Raw genomic sequence first — 14,142 nt, 5'->3', positions numbered from 1 at the left:
AAGTGCCTTTCGCCGGCGAGCCGGCGCTGCCCGCGTGGTGGGCGCTGACCGATAGGGTGACCGGCATGTCGAAGACCCATCGGTACGAGGTGACGGTGACCTGGACCGGGAACACCGGGACCGGCACCAGCTCCTACCGCGACTACACCCGCGACCACGACGTGACAGCTGCCGGCAAGGCGCCGATCGCCGGCAGCTCCGATCCCACGTTCCGCGGCGACCCGGCCCGGTGGAACCCGGAGGAGCTGCTGCTCACCGCCCTGTCGCAGTGCCACATGCTGTCGTTCCTGCACCTGTGCACCACGGCGAAGGTCGTGGTCACCGGTTACTCGGACACCCCGCGGGGCACGATGACCACCACCGCCGACGGCAGCGGCCAGTTCGACGAGGTGACGCTGCGGCCCCGGGTCACCCTGGCCGACCCGGCCCAGGCCGGGCTGCTGGCCGACCTGCACGAACGCGCGCACCGGGTGTGCTTCATCGCCAACTCGGTCAACTTCCCGGTCCGGCACGAGCCGGAGCCGGTCGGCTGACGCCCGGCCCGGCACCGCCGTCGGTTAACCTTGCCGATGATGAATCGGGATCTCCTCGCGGCCCGCGACCTGGTCGCCGCCCTGGCCGTCCGGGCCGGGCAGCTGCAGCTCGACAGGCGTGACAGCCTGACCGTCGGGGCGCCCAAGGCGCATGTCAACGACGTCGTCTCGGACGTCGACATCGCCAGTGAGCGGCTCATCGTGGACGCGATCCGGGCGGCCTGGCCGGACGACGCGGTGCAGGCCGAGGAGGGCCACGGCGGTTCCGGTACGACCGGGTGGACCTGGGTCGTCGATCCACTGGACGGCACCCGTAACTACATCAGCCGTACCGGTCCGTGGTCGGTGTGCATCGCGCTCTACCAGCAGGACCGGGCCCGCCTCGCGGTGGTGCACGACCCGGCCGCCGGGGAGACGTTCAGCGCCGTCGACGGCGGTGGCGCCCGGCTCGGCGACGAGCCGATCACGGCCTCGTCCGGTCCGCCGCTGGAGCAGGCCCTGATCGGGGTCAGCTTCCAGCCGAACCCGGCCACCAAGGAGCGCGCCGCCCGGGTGATCCGGGCGCTGCTGCCGGTCTCCGGCGACATCCGCCGGGTCCCGGCCGCGCTGAACCTGGCCTACCAGGCGGCCGGCCGCCTGGACGGCGGGGTGGCCCTGGACACGAACCTGTGGGACATCGCCGCCGGTGCGCTGATCGCGCGGGAGGCGGGCGTGGTCCTCGGCGGGCACGGGCCGGACTTCTCCACCGAGCTGACCATCGGCGCCGCCGCACCGCTGTGGCCCGCCCTCGCCGAGCGGGTCCGCGCCGCGCTCTGACAAAGTCGGGCGAAACGCGACACCTCGCTGTCGCTAAACTGCCTCGACCCCCGACCGGTACCCGATCTCGGATTGGCCAGGATGTCCCTCTACAGCACCCAGCGCCTGCACGCCCTCCGCATGATCGTCACCGGTGGTGGTACCGGCGGGCACACCTATCCCGCGCTGACCACCATCACCACCCTGCAGAACCGGCTCGCCGCCACCGGTGACGTGCCGGACCTGCTGTGGGTCGGCGTCGCCAACGGCCTGGAAGCCACCGTCGCCGCCCGCAACAACATCCCGTTCAAGGCGATCACCACCGGCAAGCTGCGCCGGTCGCCGAGCCTGCGCCAGCTGGGCAGCAACATCGCGGACGCCTTCCGGATCCCGCTGGGCGTCGTGCAGGCGGCGCTCACCGTCGCCCGCACCCGCCCCGCTGTCGTGCTGAGCACCGGCGGCTACGTCTCGGTCCCGATCGGCCTGGCCGCGCGCCTGTTCCGGGTGCCGTACCTGCTGCACGAGCAGACCCTCATCCTGGGCCTGGCGAACCGGATCCTGGCGCGCTTCGCCACCCGGATCCTGCTCAGCCACGAGGCCTCGCTCGACCACCTGCCGCCGAAGGCGCGCCCGCGCGCGGTCGTCACCGGGAACCCGGTCCGGCCGGCCATGATGCAGGGCAACCCGGCGAACGGCCTGGCCGCGTACCGGCTGGACCCGGCGATCCCGCTGGTGCTGGTCACCGGGGGCGCCTCCGGCGCGCGACAGGTCAACCGGATGCTGACCGAGGCCCTGCCCGACCTGCTGCCGCACTGCCAGATCGTCCACCAGTGCGGCAGCCTCGACCACGCTGAGATGCAGCAGGTGGCCCACGACCTCCCGGCGCCGCTGGCCCAGCGCTTCCGGGTCGCCGACTTCATCCACGACGAGATGCCGGACCTGCTGGCCGCCGCCACCATCGTCGTGGCCCGCAGCGGCGCCGGGACGGTCGCCGAGCTCACCGCGCTCGGCAAGGCCTGCGTACTGATCCCCTATCCGCACGCCGCCGGTGACGAGCAGCGCATCACGGCACGCCACCTCGCCGAGAAGAACGCCGCCATCATGCTCGACGGTGACGAGGCCACCCCGGCCCGGCTGCGCGACAGCGTGCTGGCTCTCCTGACCGACCCGCAGCGCCGTCACCACCTCGCCCAGGCGGCCGCTCACCAGGGCAGGCCCGCCGCGGCCGACCACGTCGTCACGGAGATCCTCACCGCGGCCGCCGGACACGCCCACTGATCAACCCGCGACGAGGAGGCGCGACCCCGGGTTTGCGCGTCAGCCGTGCGGGTTGCGACGATCGGGCTCCACCACGGAGGAGCTGTCACGATGGTCGCCAACACGATGAGTCACCGCTGCGAGATCGACGCGCCGGCCGAGCGGGTCTGGGCCACGCTCACCGCACCCGCCTTCCTCGGCCGGTGGTTCGGCGGCGGCGCGCCGGCCGAGCTCGATCTGCGCCCCGGCGGCCGGCTGCTGTTCGGCCACCACACCACCCACGGCACGCTGCTCGCCCGGATCGGCACGGTGCAGCCGGCCCATCGCCTGACGTTCCACTGGGCGCCCGGACCGGCCGGCGCCGAGCCGGGCGCCGCCGCCACACTGGTCGAGCTCACCCTGACCGAGCGGGCCGGCCGCACCCGGCTGGAGGTGACGGAGAGCGGTTTCGCCGGCCTGGACGTCCCCGCCGAGGAACTCGCCGCGCGGTACTCCGCGAACGACGCCGGATGGCCGCGCAAGCTCGCCGAGGTCCGCGACGAGGCGGAAGCCCCGCGGGCCTGACCGGTGCGGACCCTAGAGGTCCTGGCCGGCGACGGGGCCGGCACGGCCACCACGCTCGCGAGCGGGACCCGCGGTTGCGCGCCGTCAAGCGGATCGCCGAGCCGGCGCCGGGAACGCTTGGCGCCGGGTGGCCGCCGGCCCGGTCAGTTGGTACTCAGCCCCTGCTCGCTGCCCGGCTTGATCTTCCGGTCGTCGCGGAGTTCGAGGAACGGCTCGTCGGTGGGGTCGTGGCCGGCGGCGATCGCCCGGCCGCGCTGCAACTCGGCGTCCAACTCCGCGCCCAGCAGGATCGCGATGTTGCTGATCCACATCCAGACCAGGAACGCGATCACGCCGCCCAGGGTGCCGTAGGTCTTGTTGTAGTTGGCGAAGTTCGCCAGGTAGACCGCGAACGCGACGGACGCCAGGACCCACGCCAGGACGGCGAACAGGCCACCGGGGCTGACCCAGCGGAATCCGCCAGTCTTCGCGTTCGGCGAGGCCCAGTAGAGGATCGCGAACATCAGGCTCACCAGGACCAGCAGGACCGGCCACTTGGCGATGTTCCAGGTCGTCACGGCCGCCGAGCCGAGCCCGAGCTTGTCACCGACGATCTGGGCGACGTCGCCGGTGAAGATGACGATCGCCGCGGAGATGACGAGCACCAGACCGACCACAGCGGTGACGCCCACCCGGATCGGCAGCGTCTTCCAGATCGGACGCCCTTCCGGAACGTCGTAGACGGCGTTGGACGCCCGCATGAAGGCCGCCGTGTAACCGGACGCCGACCAGAACGCCACGATGATCCCGATGATCGCGGCCAGACCCGCCTTGCCCGGGTCCTGCACCTGCGTCAGCACCGTGTCGACCAGGTCCCGCAGTTGCGGGCTGGGCGCCAGGTCGTGCACCGCGTCCTGGACCGTCTTCTGGCCGTTGTCGTTGAGCATGCCGAGCAACGACACGATGACCAGCAGTCCGGGGAAGATGGACAGCACACCGTAATAGGTCAGGGCCGCCGCCCAGTCGGAGATGTTGTCCTGGGAGAACTGCTTGAAGGTCCGCTTGAGCGCGGCGAACAGGCCGGTGCCCGACAGCTGGGCGGGGCTGTCCGGGCCGGCGTCCGGTGGTGGCGCGGACAGGTCGTAGGGTTTGTCATCACCCGTCCGGGTGGTGGCGACCGAGTCGGAGCCGTCGCCGCCGCTGTCGCGATTGTCTTTCACGCTCATTGCGCGCCTCCTGAGTAGGTCGTCCTGCAGGTCCTGCAATCCCCCGCCGCCCGATTTTCAATCCCTCCCGGCGGGTCCGCGCGCTGGGGGAATTTTCGGGATACGGACCCATCCGGCGAGGCCCCGGCTCCGAATCCTCACGAGTGCACCGGAACTCGTCTCGAGTGCGCCGGACCTCGACACGAGTGCGTCAGAGCTCATCGCGAGTGCGTCGGAGCTCATCACGAGTGCGTCGGAGCGAAGAAGGATGGTTCTTTGATGGCGGAGCGCGGCACGAGCCGCCGGGCGGAGCACCTGAGTCCGGTGCCCGGCCCGGGATCACCGGGACAGGTGGACGCGAACGAGCTGCTGCGGGCGGTCGGTCGCGGCGACGAGAGGGCGTTCGCCCGGCTCTACGACGTGGTGGCACCCCGGGTGTACGGGCTGGTCCGGCGGGTGCTGCGGGATCCCGCGCAGGCCGAGGAGGTGGCTCAGGAGGTGCTGGTCGAGGTGTGGCGTACCGCGACCCGGTTCGACCCGGCGGGCGGCTCGGCGACGTCGTGGGTGTTCACCATCGCCCATCGGCGGGCCGTCGACCGGGTCCGGGCCGAACAGGCGGCGGCCGAGCGCACGGTCCGGGCCGGGGCGGCGGCCATCGACACGCCGTACGACCAGGTGGCCGACGAGGTGTCCGGTCGCCTGGAGCGTCAGCAGGTGCGGCGCTGCCTGGACGGACTGACCGGCCTGCAACGGCAGGTGGTCACCCTGGCGTACTACCAGGGGCACTCGTATCCGCAGGTCGCGGAACTGCTGCAGACGCCGCTGGGCACGGTGAAGACGCGGATGCGCGACGGCCTGATCCGGCTGCGGGACTGCCTGGGTGTGGAGGCGACGGCATGACTGCTGACATTCACTCGCTGATCGGCGCGTACGCGCTGGACGCGGTCGACGATCTCGAACGGGCCGCCGTCGATCGGCACCTGCGCGAATGCGACGACTGCCGGGTCGAGGCCGCCGAGTTGCGGGAGGCCGCCGCCCGGCTGGCCGACGGCGCCTGGTCGGTGCCACCACCGAGGATGCGCGACAACGTCCTGGCCGTTGTCGCGACGACCCGGCAGGTGCCGGTGGAGACGCCACGCCGGCCGCGCCGGGCGTACCGGACGCGGTGGGTCGCCGCGGCCGCCGCTGTGCTCGCCGCGGCCGGCGCGGGCACGGCGGTCTTCGCCTTCCAGGAGCATCGCGTACGCGATGAGCACACCGCCGCCGAGGCGGCCCGTGACCGCGAGGCCGAGGTACGCACCATCCTGGCCGCACCCGACGTGGTGCTGCGCGTGCAGCCGCTGAGCAGCGGGGGCAAGGTCACCGTGGCGTACTCCCGGCTGCGTGACTCGGCGGTGATCCTGATGGCCGCCGATGCCCCACCGGCGGACGGCCGCGTCTTCCAACTGTGGACGGTCCGCGGCGGCAAGGCGGTGTCCGAGGACGTTCTCGCCGCCGGTCAGACCACGGCCGTGAAGATCCTGTACGGCGTGCAGCCGGTGTCCGTGGTCGGTGTCTCGGTGGAGCCGCCCGGCGGATCACCGGCGCCGACCGACATGGTGGCCGGCGTGAAAACAATCTGAGATGCCACCAATCCGGCGGGCGGTCCGCTCCGAATCATCGGTGTAAGTCCCGACATAGGAGGAACAAACCGATGCGTGCAACGAAGCTCACCGCCCTGACCGCCGCGACCCTGTTCGCGATCTCGCTGGCGGCCTGCGGCAGTGACAGCGATGACAGCACCAGTGCCGGGGCGGCCGCGGCGCCGACGATGACCTCGGCGGCGCCCAGCATGGCGCCGAGCATGGGCACCGACATGGTGAACTTCGGTCCGGGCTGCGCCGCGGTGCCGGCCGACCCGGCGAACGCGGGCAGCTTCGAGGCGATGGGCAAGGTCCCGGTGGCCACCGCCGCGTCCGGCAACCCGCTGCTGTCCACGCTGGTCACCGCGGTCAAGAAGGCCGGCCTGGTGGACTCGCTGAACTCCGCCGACGGGATCACCGTCTTCGCGCCGACCAACGACGCGTTCGCGAAGATCCCGAAGGCGACCCTGGACAAGGTGCTCGCCGACAAGAAGACGCTGACCAGCATCCTGACCTACCACGTGGTGCCCGGCAAGCTGACCCCGGCGGACCTGGCCGGATCGCACAAGACGCTGCAGGGCCAGGAGCTGACCGTCACCGGCAGCGGTGAGAACTTCAAGGCGGGCACCGACGCCGCGTCGGTGGTCTGCGGCAACGTGCAGACCGCCAACGCGAACGTCTACATCATCGACGCCGTGCTGATGCCGAAGAGCTGATGGGCGAGACACCGTACGGGGCGATCGGCGGGATCGTCGCGGCGGGCTCCGGGATCGCGGCCGCGGAACTCCTCGCGGCCGCGACCCGGCCCGGGTCCGGACCGCTGGTGGCGGTGGGCGGCGCGGTCATCGACGCGACGCCCACCGCGGTGAAGGAGTTCGCCGTACGCGAGCTGGGCACCACCGACAAGCCGGTGCTGCTGGCCGTGATCGGCGTGGTGCTGGCCGCCCTGGCGGCGGTCACCGGGATCGCGGCGACGAGGTGGCCGCCCGCGATCGTGGCCGGCACCGGCCTGCTGGGCGCGGCCGGGGCGGCCGCCGTGCTGTCCCGGCCGGCCGCGACGGTGGTGGACGTGGTCCCGGCCATGCTCGGCGCGGTGGTCGCCGCGCTGGCACTGTGGTGGCTGCGGCGCGAGCGGCGGGGCGTCGCCGTGGCCGTACCGGAAACCGGTGTTGATCGTCGGTTGGTTCTGCGCCTGGCGCTGCTGGCGGTCGGCGCCGGTGCTGCCGAAGCCGCGGCTCTGACCGTTTCCGGCCAGCGGGAAAGCGCCGCCGGGAAGTCCCGCGAGGCGGTCCGGCTTCCGGCTGCCGCCGATCCGGCCCCGCCGCTGCCGGCCGGCGTCGCCGCCGATTTCACCACGCCGAACGGCAGGTTCTATCGCGTCGACACCGCGCTGACGGTGCCACGCGTCGATCCGGCGACGTGGCGCCTGCGGATACACGGGATGGTTGACCGGGAGATCGAGTTGTCTCTCGCGGATCTGCTGCGCCGGCCGCTGATCGCCCGCGACATCACCCTCAACTGCGTGTCCAACGAGGTCGGCGGCCCCTACATCGGCACCGCCCGGTGGCTCGGCGTGCACCTGGCCGCACTGCTGCGGGAGGCCGGCGTGCACCGCGGCGCGGACCAGATCGTGGCCCGATCGGTCGACGGGATGACGATCGGCACACCCGTCGGGACAGCGCTCGACGGGCGCGACACGATGCTGGCGGTCGGGATGAACGGTGCGCCGCTGCCGCTCGAGCACGGGTTCCCGGTGCGGATGCTCACCCCCGGGCTGTACGGCTACGCGGGCGCCTGCAAATGGGTCACCGAGCTGGAGCTGACCACCTTTGATCAGTTCGATGCCTACTGGGTCAAGCGTGGGTGGGACCGGCAGGGCACCGTCCGGACCGCGTCCCGGATCGACCAGCCGAAGCCGTTCGCCCGGTTGGCGGCCGGACGGGTGACCGTCGCCGGTGTCGCCTGGGCCCAGCGCCGCGGCATCGAGACCGTGGAGGTCAGTGTCGACGGCGGCCCCTGGAGGCCGGCCGAGCTGCTCCCCACCGCCTCGGCCGACACCTGGACGCAGTGGCGTTTCGACTGGCCGGCGACCAGCGGATCACACGCGCTCGCGGTGCGCGCGACCGACCGGAGCGGCGCGGTGCAGCCCGGGACACGCGCCACCCCGTTCCCGGCGGGCGCGACCGGCTGGCACACCGTCCGCGTCACGGTCGACTGAGCGTCGGTGACGGCGGTGCGCCGCGGCCTCGGCCCCGGCGCACCACGCGGGTATGGGTCAGCGTGCGGCGAAGAACAGGAACATGTTGGTCGGGATCGGCCCGACCACGTGCTCGTTCTTGGCTTTGATCAGACCGTCGAGGTAGGCCCAGCTCCGGTGGTGCTGGATCGCACGGTAGGTCGCCGGGTCGGTCACACCGACCACCCGGACGTCCCACCACTCCGGCTTGCCGCCGTTCCTGGTGCCGACGAAGTGGTCGTGTCCGGGCGTGGTGAAGTTCCGCAGCGCCGGCGTCAGCTTCTCCGGAGTGGTCCGGTAGACCGGGGCGAGCGCCGTGGCCAGGCGTGTCATGTCCAGGTTCATCGGGTGATCGACGCAGGTCAGCCTGTCCGGGCAGTCCAGGCCCGTGGCGGTGAACCCCAGCGGCACCGTGATGAACAGCGGATCGACGTGCTTGGCCGGCGCCACCCGAGCCGCCGCGCCGGCTTCACAGCCGGTGGCCGACTCCGCGCGAACGTGCGTGTCGCAGTAGAAGCCGTGGTGGTAGGTGAAACTCGACGCGTGGCCGGCGTGACTGCCCATGGTCATGCCGAAGTCGTCCGGCCCGCGCCCTCCGGACTCGGCGGCACTGGCGGCCTTGGCGATGACACCACCGCCGGCGGCGAGAACGATCACGGCGGCGGTGACCGGAACGGCCCAGCGCCGAAGCCGGCCGGCGCGTCCGGACCGGCGTCGATTGAGGTCGAACATGATGGCATCTCCTCGGTCTCACGAGCCACCGTCGGTGATGGCCCTGCCCCGGGGATTCGGCGTCGCCATGTCAGCAGATTGCCGCAAAAAGTACATATAACCCGGATGGGTGACGATGGGTCGGCAGCGAGGCGGCGGCGACTGAGCGCGATCGTGGCGATGACCGGGCCGCCACGCTCAGATCGGCACGCTCCCCGCCGATCAGCAGGACCGGCATGTCCGGCGTTCCAGCCGTACGGGGAGTCATTGGTGATCGAAGACAGCTCTCGGACGCAACCTCCGCCAGAGGTCCGGGCGGAGGCGGGCGCGCGGCTGCGTGCCGCGTTCGACAATGCCTCCACCGGCCTGACCGTCGTCGACGACAGCGGCCGGTACGTGGAGGTCAACCGCGCCTTCGCCGAGCTGCTCGGTTACCGGGTGGACGAGCTGCTCGGCAGGCATTTCGGCGAGGTCACACTGGCCGGCGAGCACGACTCCGACGTGGCGATGATGGGCGAGCTGATCTCCGGGACCCGCCGCTCGGTGGTACGGGAGAAGCAGTACCGGCACCGCGACGGCACGCTGCTGGTCGCCCTGGTCTCCAGCTATCTCGTCCAGCAGGGCGACGACACCTCGTGGCAGCTGCTGAGCACCATCGAGTCGCTCACCGAGGAACGGGCGGCGCAGCAGCGCCTGATCGAGACCCGCACCGCCGCCGACGGCATCGTCACCCTCGACGACACCGGCATCGTCGTCGCCTGGAACCACGGCGCCGAACGGGTGTTCGGTCACCCGGCCGCCGACATGCTGGGCCGTCCGCTGGACCGGCTCGTCCCGCCACGCCTGCGGGCGGCGTACGCCGCCCGGCTCGGCGGCCTGCTGGCCGGGGACGACTCCCTCCTCGGTCGCACCGTGGAGGTGGCCGCCCGGCACGCCGACGGCCGGGAGCTGCTGACCGAACTGTCCCTGTCGACGTGGCAGCATGACGGCCACCCCCGGTTCACGGCGATCGCCCGGGACGTCACCGTCAAACGGCGCGCCGAACAGGCCGCCGCGCTGATCAGGCATGCCGCGGTGACCGCCAACAGCGCGAACTCGTTCATCGAGGCGGCCGCCGAGGTGGTGCGCCAGGTGTGCACCCGGCTGGGCTGGCTGGCCGGTCAGGCGTGGACGGCCGGCGGCGGGCCGGTGGTCTGGCACGTCGGCGATCACCCGCATGCCACCCCGGGCCCGGCGTCCGGGTGCGGTCTGCGTCTGCTCGCCGAGCGGGGCAGCGCGCCGACCGAGCAGCAACTCGCGTTCGGCGCCGTCGCCCGGGTCTCCGGCCCGGAGGGCCTGCGACAGATGGGCCCGGCCGTGCCCGAGTGCGGGATCGGCTTCGCGGTGGCCGTACCGGTCCTGGCCGGCGGCGAGGTCACCGGGATGCTCGGGTTCTACCTGCCGGCCGACTGCCCGGCACCGGAACACGACCTGATCCAGGCGCTCGAGCAGATCGGCCTCGCGCTGGGCCGGGTGGTCGAGCGGCAACGTACCAGCGAGGCGCTGGCCTGGCAGGCGACGCACGACCCGGTCACCGATCTGGCCAACCGGCGGCTGCTGCTCGATCACATCCGGCGCATCCGGCAGGCCGACGGGCGGCAGGCCGCCCTGCTGCTCATCAATCTCGACCGGTTCCGGCTGATCAACGACGCTCTGGGGTACGCCCTCGGCGACCAGGTCCTGCGGCTGGCCGGCGACCGGCTCCGCGCCGCGGTGGGCGCCGAGGACCTGGTGGCGCGCCTGAGCGCCGACGAGTTCGTCGTCGTCGCCACCATGCCGGGCACGCCATCGCCGGCCGGGTCGCCCTTCCTGCCGCTGGCCGACCGGCTGCTGCACGAGCTGCGCCAGCCGTTGGCCATCGGCGGGCACGAACTGATGCTGCGGGCCAGCGTCGGCATCCGAGCCGTCACCGGCGACGATCCGGACCACTTCCCGGCCGCGGTGCTCCGGGACGCCGACGCCGCGCTGCGCCAGGCCAAGAACCGGGGCAAGGACCAGGTGGTGGTCTTCGACGGGGCGATGGCCGGTACGGCGAAGCGGCGGATGGACGACGAGATCGCCCTGGCCCGGGCGATCACCGACGAGCAACTGGTGCTGCACTACCAGCCGATCATCGCGTTGGACACCGGGCGGCCGGTCGGGGCCGAGGCGCTGGTGCGCTGGCATCGGCCGGGTCACGGCATGCAGGCACCGGACCGGTTCATCCCGATGGCCGAGGAGAGCGGCCTCATCGTCGATCTGGGACGCTGGGTGCTGCACCAGGCGTGCCGGGACGCCGCCGGGTGGCCGCACCAGGCGCCGATCATGGCGGACGCCTCGGTCAGCGTCAACGTGTCGGCCCGGCAGCTGACCCACCCCCGCTTCCTCGCCGACCTGCAGACGGCGCTGGCCGAGACCGGGCTGGCGCCGGAGCGGCTCATCCTGGAGATCACCGAGACCGCGCTGATCAGTGAACCGGAGGCGGCCATGGAGACCCTGCACGCCGTCCGCGCCTGCGGCGTGCAGCTCGCCCTCGACGACTTCGGCACCGGTTACAGCTCGCTGAGCTACGTACAGAAGCTCCCCGCCACCATCCTGAAGATCGACAAGAGCTTCGTCGATCCGATCAGTGGTCCCGGGGCGGGCACCGCGCTCAGTGAGGTAGTCGTCAAACTCGCCGAGGCGATCGGGATGCGTACGGTCGCCGAAGGCGTCGAGAGTCCCGAGCAGGCCACCGCGCTGCGCCTGCTCGGCTGCCATCGCGGCCAGGGCTACACCTGGTCCCGGCCGGTGCCGAACGCCGAGCTGCGGGAGGTGGCGATGCGCCTGGCCGGCGTGGCGGGGCTGCCCCGGTCGGCGACCTGAGACGCGCCGGGCGGTCGAGGAGCGCCGCCGTCAGGTGGCGACCCGGTACGCGATGAGCACGCGGTCGACCACCCGCTCGGCGAAGGCGGCGTCGAGCGTCCGGCCCGTCACGGCACGTCGGTGGAAGATCGGCCCGGCGAGCAGATCGAGCAGATCGGCCGGGTCGGCGTCGGCGCTCAGTTCGCCCCGTTCGATCCCCCGGGCGAGGACCCGCAGGATGAGCCGGTGGCGGTTCTCGGCCTGCCGGCGGTGCAGGGCGGCGAAGGCGGGATCGCGTTCGGCGGCGTCGATGAGCGCGAACATCAGTCCGGTGGCCGGGCTGACCCGGAGGGCCTCGGCGAAGCCGGTGAGCAGCTGGACCAGGTCGTCGCGCAGGCTGCCGGTGGCCGGGTCCGACGGCGCGGCGAGGACGCTGTCGAAGGCGTCCAGAACGAGCGTGGTCTGGCTGTCCCACTGGCGGTAGATGGTGGTCTTGGCGACGCCCGAGCGCTCGGCCACCGCCTCGATGGTGGTGCCGGCGACGCCCCGCTCGGCGAGCAGTGCCAGCGCGCTGGTCAGCACGCTGGCCCGGCTGCGCAGCACCCGGGGGTCAGTGGGCCGGCTCATGGCCGCTGCCACACCTCGCGATGGTCACGGATGTACTGTGCCATGGTCCGCGGGGGCCGCCCCAACAGCCCGGTGATGGTCGGATCGACACGCTCGCCCTGCCCCCGGCGCAGGCCGGTGTGCAGCACCGTCTGCACCACGCACTGGGCGAGCGGGAGGCGACGCTGACGCCGCAGATGGCGCAGATAGCCCCCGACGCTGGCTGCCCGATAGCGGATCGGCCGTCCCAGTGTCCCGGTGAGCAGGGCGGCGACCTCGTCGAAGGTGAGCGCCGCCGGCCCGGTGAGGGTGTGTGCCACGCCGCGGTGGGCGGGGGCGTCGGCGAAGACGGCGGCGACCACGTCACCGATGTCGCGCGTGTCGAGGAAGGCGACCCGGCCCCGCCCGGCGGGCAGGTAGATCCGGTCATCGGAACGGATGTCGTCACGGTAGGCGCCGGCCAGGTTCTGCGCGAAGAAGCCGGGCCGCAGGATCGTGTACGGCGACGACGACGCGCTCAGGTGCTTCTCGACCCGGTGGTGCGGAACCACGCGCCGGGTGTCGGCGCCGGTGACCGAGACGAACACCACGTGCCCGCCGGTGTCCCGGGCGGCCACGTCGACCAGCGCGTTCAGGGTCGGGCCGACGCGGGCGACAGCGGGCGGCCGGATCAGCAGCAGGCCGCCGGTCCCGCGCACCGCCGCCGGGAACGTGTCCGGGCGGCGCAGGTCGAGCAGGACCGGTTCGGCGCCGGGGAAGCGGGAGCGGAGGCGGCCGGGATCGGTGCCCGCCACGCGTACCGGAAACCCGGCGGCCAGCAGGGATTGGGCCGCGGCGCCGCCGACGTTGCCGGTCGCCCCGGTCACCAGGATCGGCGCGGTCATCGGGTGACATCCAGGTAGATCAGAGCCAGGCCGTCACGACGGGACGCCTCGGCCAGCTCGCCGGGTGTCGGCACCCGGTCCACGTTGATCCGGATGCCCAGACGGCGGCCGGCCCGGCGCCGGCCGGCCGCCACGATCAGTCGCAGGTACACCGCGGCGACCTGGTCCGGGTCTTCCACGAGCTGCGCCCGCGCCGGCCGCCGCTCGCCGAGCAGGGTCACCTCGACCTCGGCACGGCCGCGCAGGTTGGCGCGCCACGGCGAGCTGGTCAGCACGAGGATCCGGCCGTCGCCGGCGTCGTGGTAGGCGACCGGCAGCACGAACCGGCGCCCGGATCTGCGCCCGGTGAGATGCAGCAGCAACAGGTGCTGTCCGATTTGCTGGGCACGGCGGGGGCTGCTGAGCAGCCAACGCATCACTTGGTTGACGACCCGGTAGGGCGCTTTCGGAGGCTGGGCACGCTCGACGGCGGGGCGGAAGGAGACGGCCATGACATCAAAGTACGCTACGGGTGCGTAGCGAAAAGGGTCGTAGGGCCTGTCCGCGTCAATCGTCATCGAAATTCGCGAGCCAAGGGCGTTCGTCCATGACGCCCCATTGCTCCTCCTGGAGCCGTCGCCCTTCTTCGTCGTCCTCTTCCTCTTGGCGGCGTCGATCTTCGTCGTCCTCGTCCTGACGGCGCCGATCGTCGTCGTCCTCTTCCTCCTGTTCCTCCTGACGGCGTCGATCTTCGTCGTCGGACTCCAGCAGCAGGTCCAGGTCGTCTTCGTCCTGGAGACGGTCGAGCTCGTCCCAGTCGGCTTCCTCGTCGCGATGGTCCGCCATGCTTCTCTCCCCACTCGAACCGGTCGGATTCGTCGCTGTACCGTGGCGCCGGGCCGGAGCCCG

15 protein-coding genes are annotated in these 14,142 nt (G+C 72.3%); 9 read left to right on the top strand and 6 right to left on the bottom strand.

The features are described 5' to 3' along the window. The first annotated feature begins 65 nt into the window (after positions 1 to 65). The 4 genes from Actob_RS16665 (at position 66) to Actob_RS16650 (ending at position 3,149) form a co-directional block, all read left to right on the top strand. A complete protein-coding gene (locus tag Actob_RS16665; protein WP_284921111.1) occupies positions 66 to 533 on the top strand; it encodes an OsmC family protein in 468 nt (155 codons plus the stop codon). A gap of 39 nt (positions 534 to 572) precedes the next feature. Next, a complete protein-coding gene (locus tag Actob_RS16660) occupies positions 573 to 1,349 on the top strand; it encodes an inositol monophosphatase family protein (protein WP_284921110.1) in 777 nt (258 codons plus the stop codon). Positions 1,350 to 1,430: 81 nt separating this feature from the next. After that, on the top strand, positions 1,431 to 2,606 hold the full coding sequence (locus tag Actob_RS16655) for a UDP-N-acetylglucosamine--N-acetylmuramyl-(pentapeptide) pyrophosphoryl-undecaprenol N-acetylglucosamine transferase (protein ID WP_284921109.1): 1,176 nt from the start codon (positions 1,431 to 1,433) through the stop codon (positions 2,604 to 2,606). A gap of 90 nt (positions 2,607 to 2,696) precedes the next feature. Beyond that, complete coding sequence (locus Actob_RS16650; RefSeq protein ID WP_284921108.1) at positions 2,697 to 3,149, top strand: SRPBCC domain-containing protein; 453 nt, start codon at positions 2,697 to 2,699, stop codon at positions 3,147 to 3,149. 143 nt (positions 3,150 to 3,292) lie between these two features. Here the strand turns inward: Actob_RS16650 and Actob_RS16645 are convergent, their stop codons facing one another. Beyond that, positions 3,293 to 4,354, bottom strand: coding sequence for a YihY/virulence factor BrkB family protein (locus tag Actob_RS16645; RefSeq protein WP_284921107.1), 1,062 nt, complete (start codon positions 4,352 to 4,354; stop codon positions 3,293 to 3,295). A gap of 258 nt (positions 4,355 to 4,612) precedes the next feature. Between Actob_RS16645 and sigK the strand changes: the two genes are divergently transcribed. The 4 genes from sigK (at position 4,613) to Actob_RS16625 (ending at position 8,173) form a co-directional block, all read left to right on the top strand. After that, positions 4,613 to 5,233: an ECF RNA polymerase sigma factor SigK gene (gene sigK, locus Actob_RS16640; RefSeq protein ID WP_284921106.1), complete on the top strand. Its 621-nt coding sequence runs from the start codon at positions 4,613 to 4,615 to the stop codon at positions 5,231 to 5,233. Beyond that, positions 5,230 to 5,955 (top strand): anti-sigma factor, encoded by a 726-nt coding sequence (locus Actob_RS16635; RefSeq protein WP_284921105.1) that lies wholly within the window; start codon positions 5,230 to 5,232, stop codon positions 5,953 to 5,955. Before sigK ends, Actob_RS16635 begins: the two co-directional genes overlap by 4 nt. A 71-nt stretch (positions 5,956 to 6,026) precedes the next feature. Continuing rightward, positions 6,027 to 6,671: a fasciclin domain-containing protein gene (locus Actob_RS16630; RefSeq protein ID WP_284921104.1), complete on the top strand. Its 645-nt coding sequence runs from the start codon at positions 6,027 to 6,029 to the stop codon at positions 6,669 to 6,671. Next, positions 6,671 to 8,173 (top strand): molybdopterin-dependent oxidoreductase, encoded by a 1,503-nt coding sequence (locus Actob_RS16625; protein ID WP_284921103.1) that lies wholly within the window; start codon positions 6,671 to 6,673, stop codon positions 8,171 to 8,173. Before Actob_RS16630 ends, Actob_RS16625 begins: the two co-directional genes overlap by 1 nt. A gap of 57 nt (positions 8,174 to 8,230) precedes the next feature. On the opposite strand, the gene Actob_RS16620 is transcribed toward Actob_RS16625, so the two are convergent. Continuing rightward, complete coding sequence (locus Actob_RS16620; protein WP_284921101.1) at positions 8,231 to 8,923, bottom strand: hypothetical protein; 693 nt, start codon at positions 8,921 to 8,923, stop codon at positions 8,231 to 8,233. Between the two features lie 249 nt (positions 8,924 to 9,172). Here Actob_RS16620 and Actob_RS16615 point away from each other — a divergent pair, with 249 nt between their 5' ends. Next, positions 9,173 to 11,785 carry a sensor domain-containing protein gene (locus tag Actob_RS16615; protein ID WP_284921100.1) on the top strand — a complete coding sequence of 871 codons (2,613 nt, stop codon included), beginning with the start codon at positions 9,173 to 9,175 and terminating at the stop codon, positions 11,783 to 11,785. 30 nt (positions 11,786 to 11,815) lie between these two features. Here the strand turns inward: Actob_RS16615 and Actob_RS16610 are convergent, their stop codons facing one another. From Actob_RS16610 to Actob_RS16595, 4 genes are read right to left on the bottom strand one after another with little or no spacing between them, the layout of a single operon-like run. Next, complete coding sequence (locus Actob_RS16610) at positions 11,816 to 12,391, bottom strand: TetR/AcrR family transcriptional regulator (RefSeq protein WP_284921099.1); 576 nt, start codon at positions 12,389 to 12,391, stop codon at positions 11,816 to 11,818. Then, positions 12,388 to 13,254, bottom strand: a complete 867-nt coding sequence (locus Actob_RS16605) for an NmrA family NAD(P)-binding protein (RefSeq protein ID WP_284921098.1) — start codon at positions 13,252 to 13,254, stop codon at positions 12,388 to 12,390. Before Actob_RS16605 ends, Actob_RS16610 begins: the two co-directional genes overlap by 4 nt. After that, positions 13,251 to 13,745 (bottom strand): nitroreductase/quinone reductase family protein, encoded by a 495-nt coding sequence (locus tag Actob_RS16600; RefSeq protein WP_284921097.1) that lies wholly within the window; start codon positions 13,743 to 13,745, stop codon positions 13,251 to 13,253. The genes Actob_RS16605 and Actob_RS16600 overlap by 4 nt, the downstream gene beginning before the upstream one ends. A 55-nt stretch (positions 13,746 to 13,800) precedes the next feature. Further along, positions 13,801 to 14,079, bottom strand: coding sequence for a hypothetical protein (locus Actob_RS16595; RefSeq protein WP_284921096.1), 279 nt, complete (start codon positions 14,077 to 14,079; stop codon positions 13,801 to 13,803). Positions 14,080 to 14,142 lie beyond the last annotated feature (63 nt).

The sequence above is a fragment of the Actinoplanes oblitus genome, from assembly GCF_030252345.1.
Lineage (GTDB): Bacteria > Actinomycetota > Actinomycetes > Mycobacteriales > Micromonosporaceae > Actinoplanes > Actinoplanes oblitus.
This window is presented reverse-complemented; position numbering and strand designations above follow the sequence as displayed.

What these genes read in the sequence shown, in the direction of transcription:
- Actob_RS16665 (WP_284921111.1), top strand. Translation starts at nt 66, where the DNA reads ATGTCGAAGACCCATCGGTACGAGGTGACGGTGACCTGGACCGGGAAC.
- Actob_RS16660 (WP_284921110.1), top strand. Translation starts at nt 573, where the DNA reads ATGAATCGGGATCTCCTCGCGGCCCGCGACCTGGTCGCCGCCCTGGCC.
- Actob_RS16655 (WP_284921109.1), top strand. Translation starts at nt 1,431, where the DNA reads ATGTCCCTCTACAGCACCCAGCGCCTGCACGCCCTCCGCATGATCGTC.
- Actob_RS16650 (WP_284921108.1), top strand. Translation starts at nt 2,697, where the DNA reads ATGGTCGCCAACACGATGAGTCACCGCTGCGAGATCGACGCGCCGGCC.
- Actob_RS16645 (WP_284921107.1), bottom strand. Translation starts at nt 4,354, where the DNA reads ATGAGCGTGAAAGACAATCGCGACAGCGGCGGCGACGGCTCCGACTCG.
- sigK (WP_284921106.1), top strand. Translation starts at nt 4,613, where the DNA reads ATGGCGGAGCGCGGCACGAGCCGCCGGGCGGAGCACCTGAGTCCGGTG.
- Actob_RS16635 (WP_284921105.1), top strand. Translation starts at nt 5,230, where the DNA reads ATGACTGCTGACATTCACTCGCTGATCGGCGCGTACGCGCTGGACGCG.
- Actob_RS16630 (WP_284921104.1), top strand. Translation starts at nt 6,027, where the DNA reads ATGCGTGCAACGAAGCTCACCGCCCTGACCGCCGCGACCCTGTTCGCG.
- Actob_RS16625 (WP_284921103.1), top strand. Translation starts at nt 6,671, where the DNA reads ATGGGCGAGACACCGTACGGGGCGATCGGCGGGATCGTCGCGGCGGGC.
- Actob_RS16620 (WP_284921101.1), bottom strand. Translation starts at nt 8,923, where the DNA reads ATGTTCGACCTCAATCGACGCCGGTCCGGACGCGCCGGCCGGCTTCGG.
- Actob_RS16610 (WP_284921099.1), bottom strand. Translation starts at nt 12,391, where the DNA reads ATGAGCCGGCCCACTGACCCCCGGGTGCTGCGCAGCCGGGCCAGCGTG.
- Actob_RS16605 (WP_284921098.1), bottom strand. Translation starts at nt 13,254, where the DNA reads ATGACCGCGCCGATCCTGGTGACCGGGGCGACCGGCAACGTCGGCGGC.
- Actob_RS16600 (WP_284921097.1), bottom strand. Translation starts at nt 13,745, where the DNA reads ATGGCCGTCTCCTTCCGCCCCGCCGTCGAGCGTGCCCAGCCTCCGAAA.
- Actob_RS16595 (WP_284921096.1), bottom strand. Translation starts at nt 14,079, where the DNA reads ATGGCGGACCATCGCGACGAGGAAGCCGACTGGGACGAGCTCGACCGT.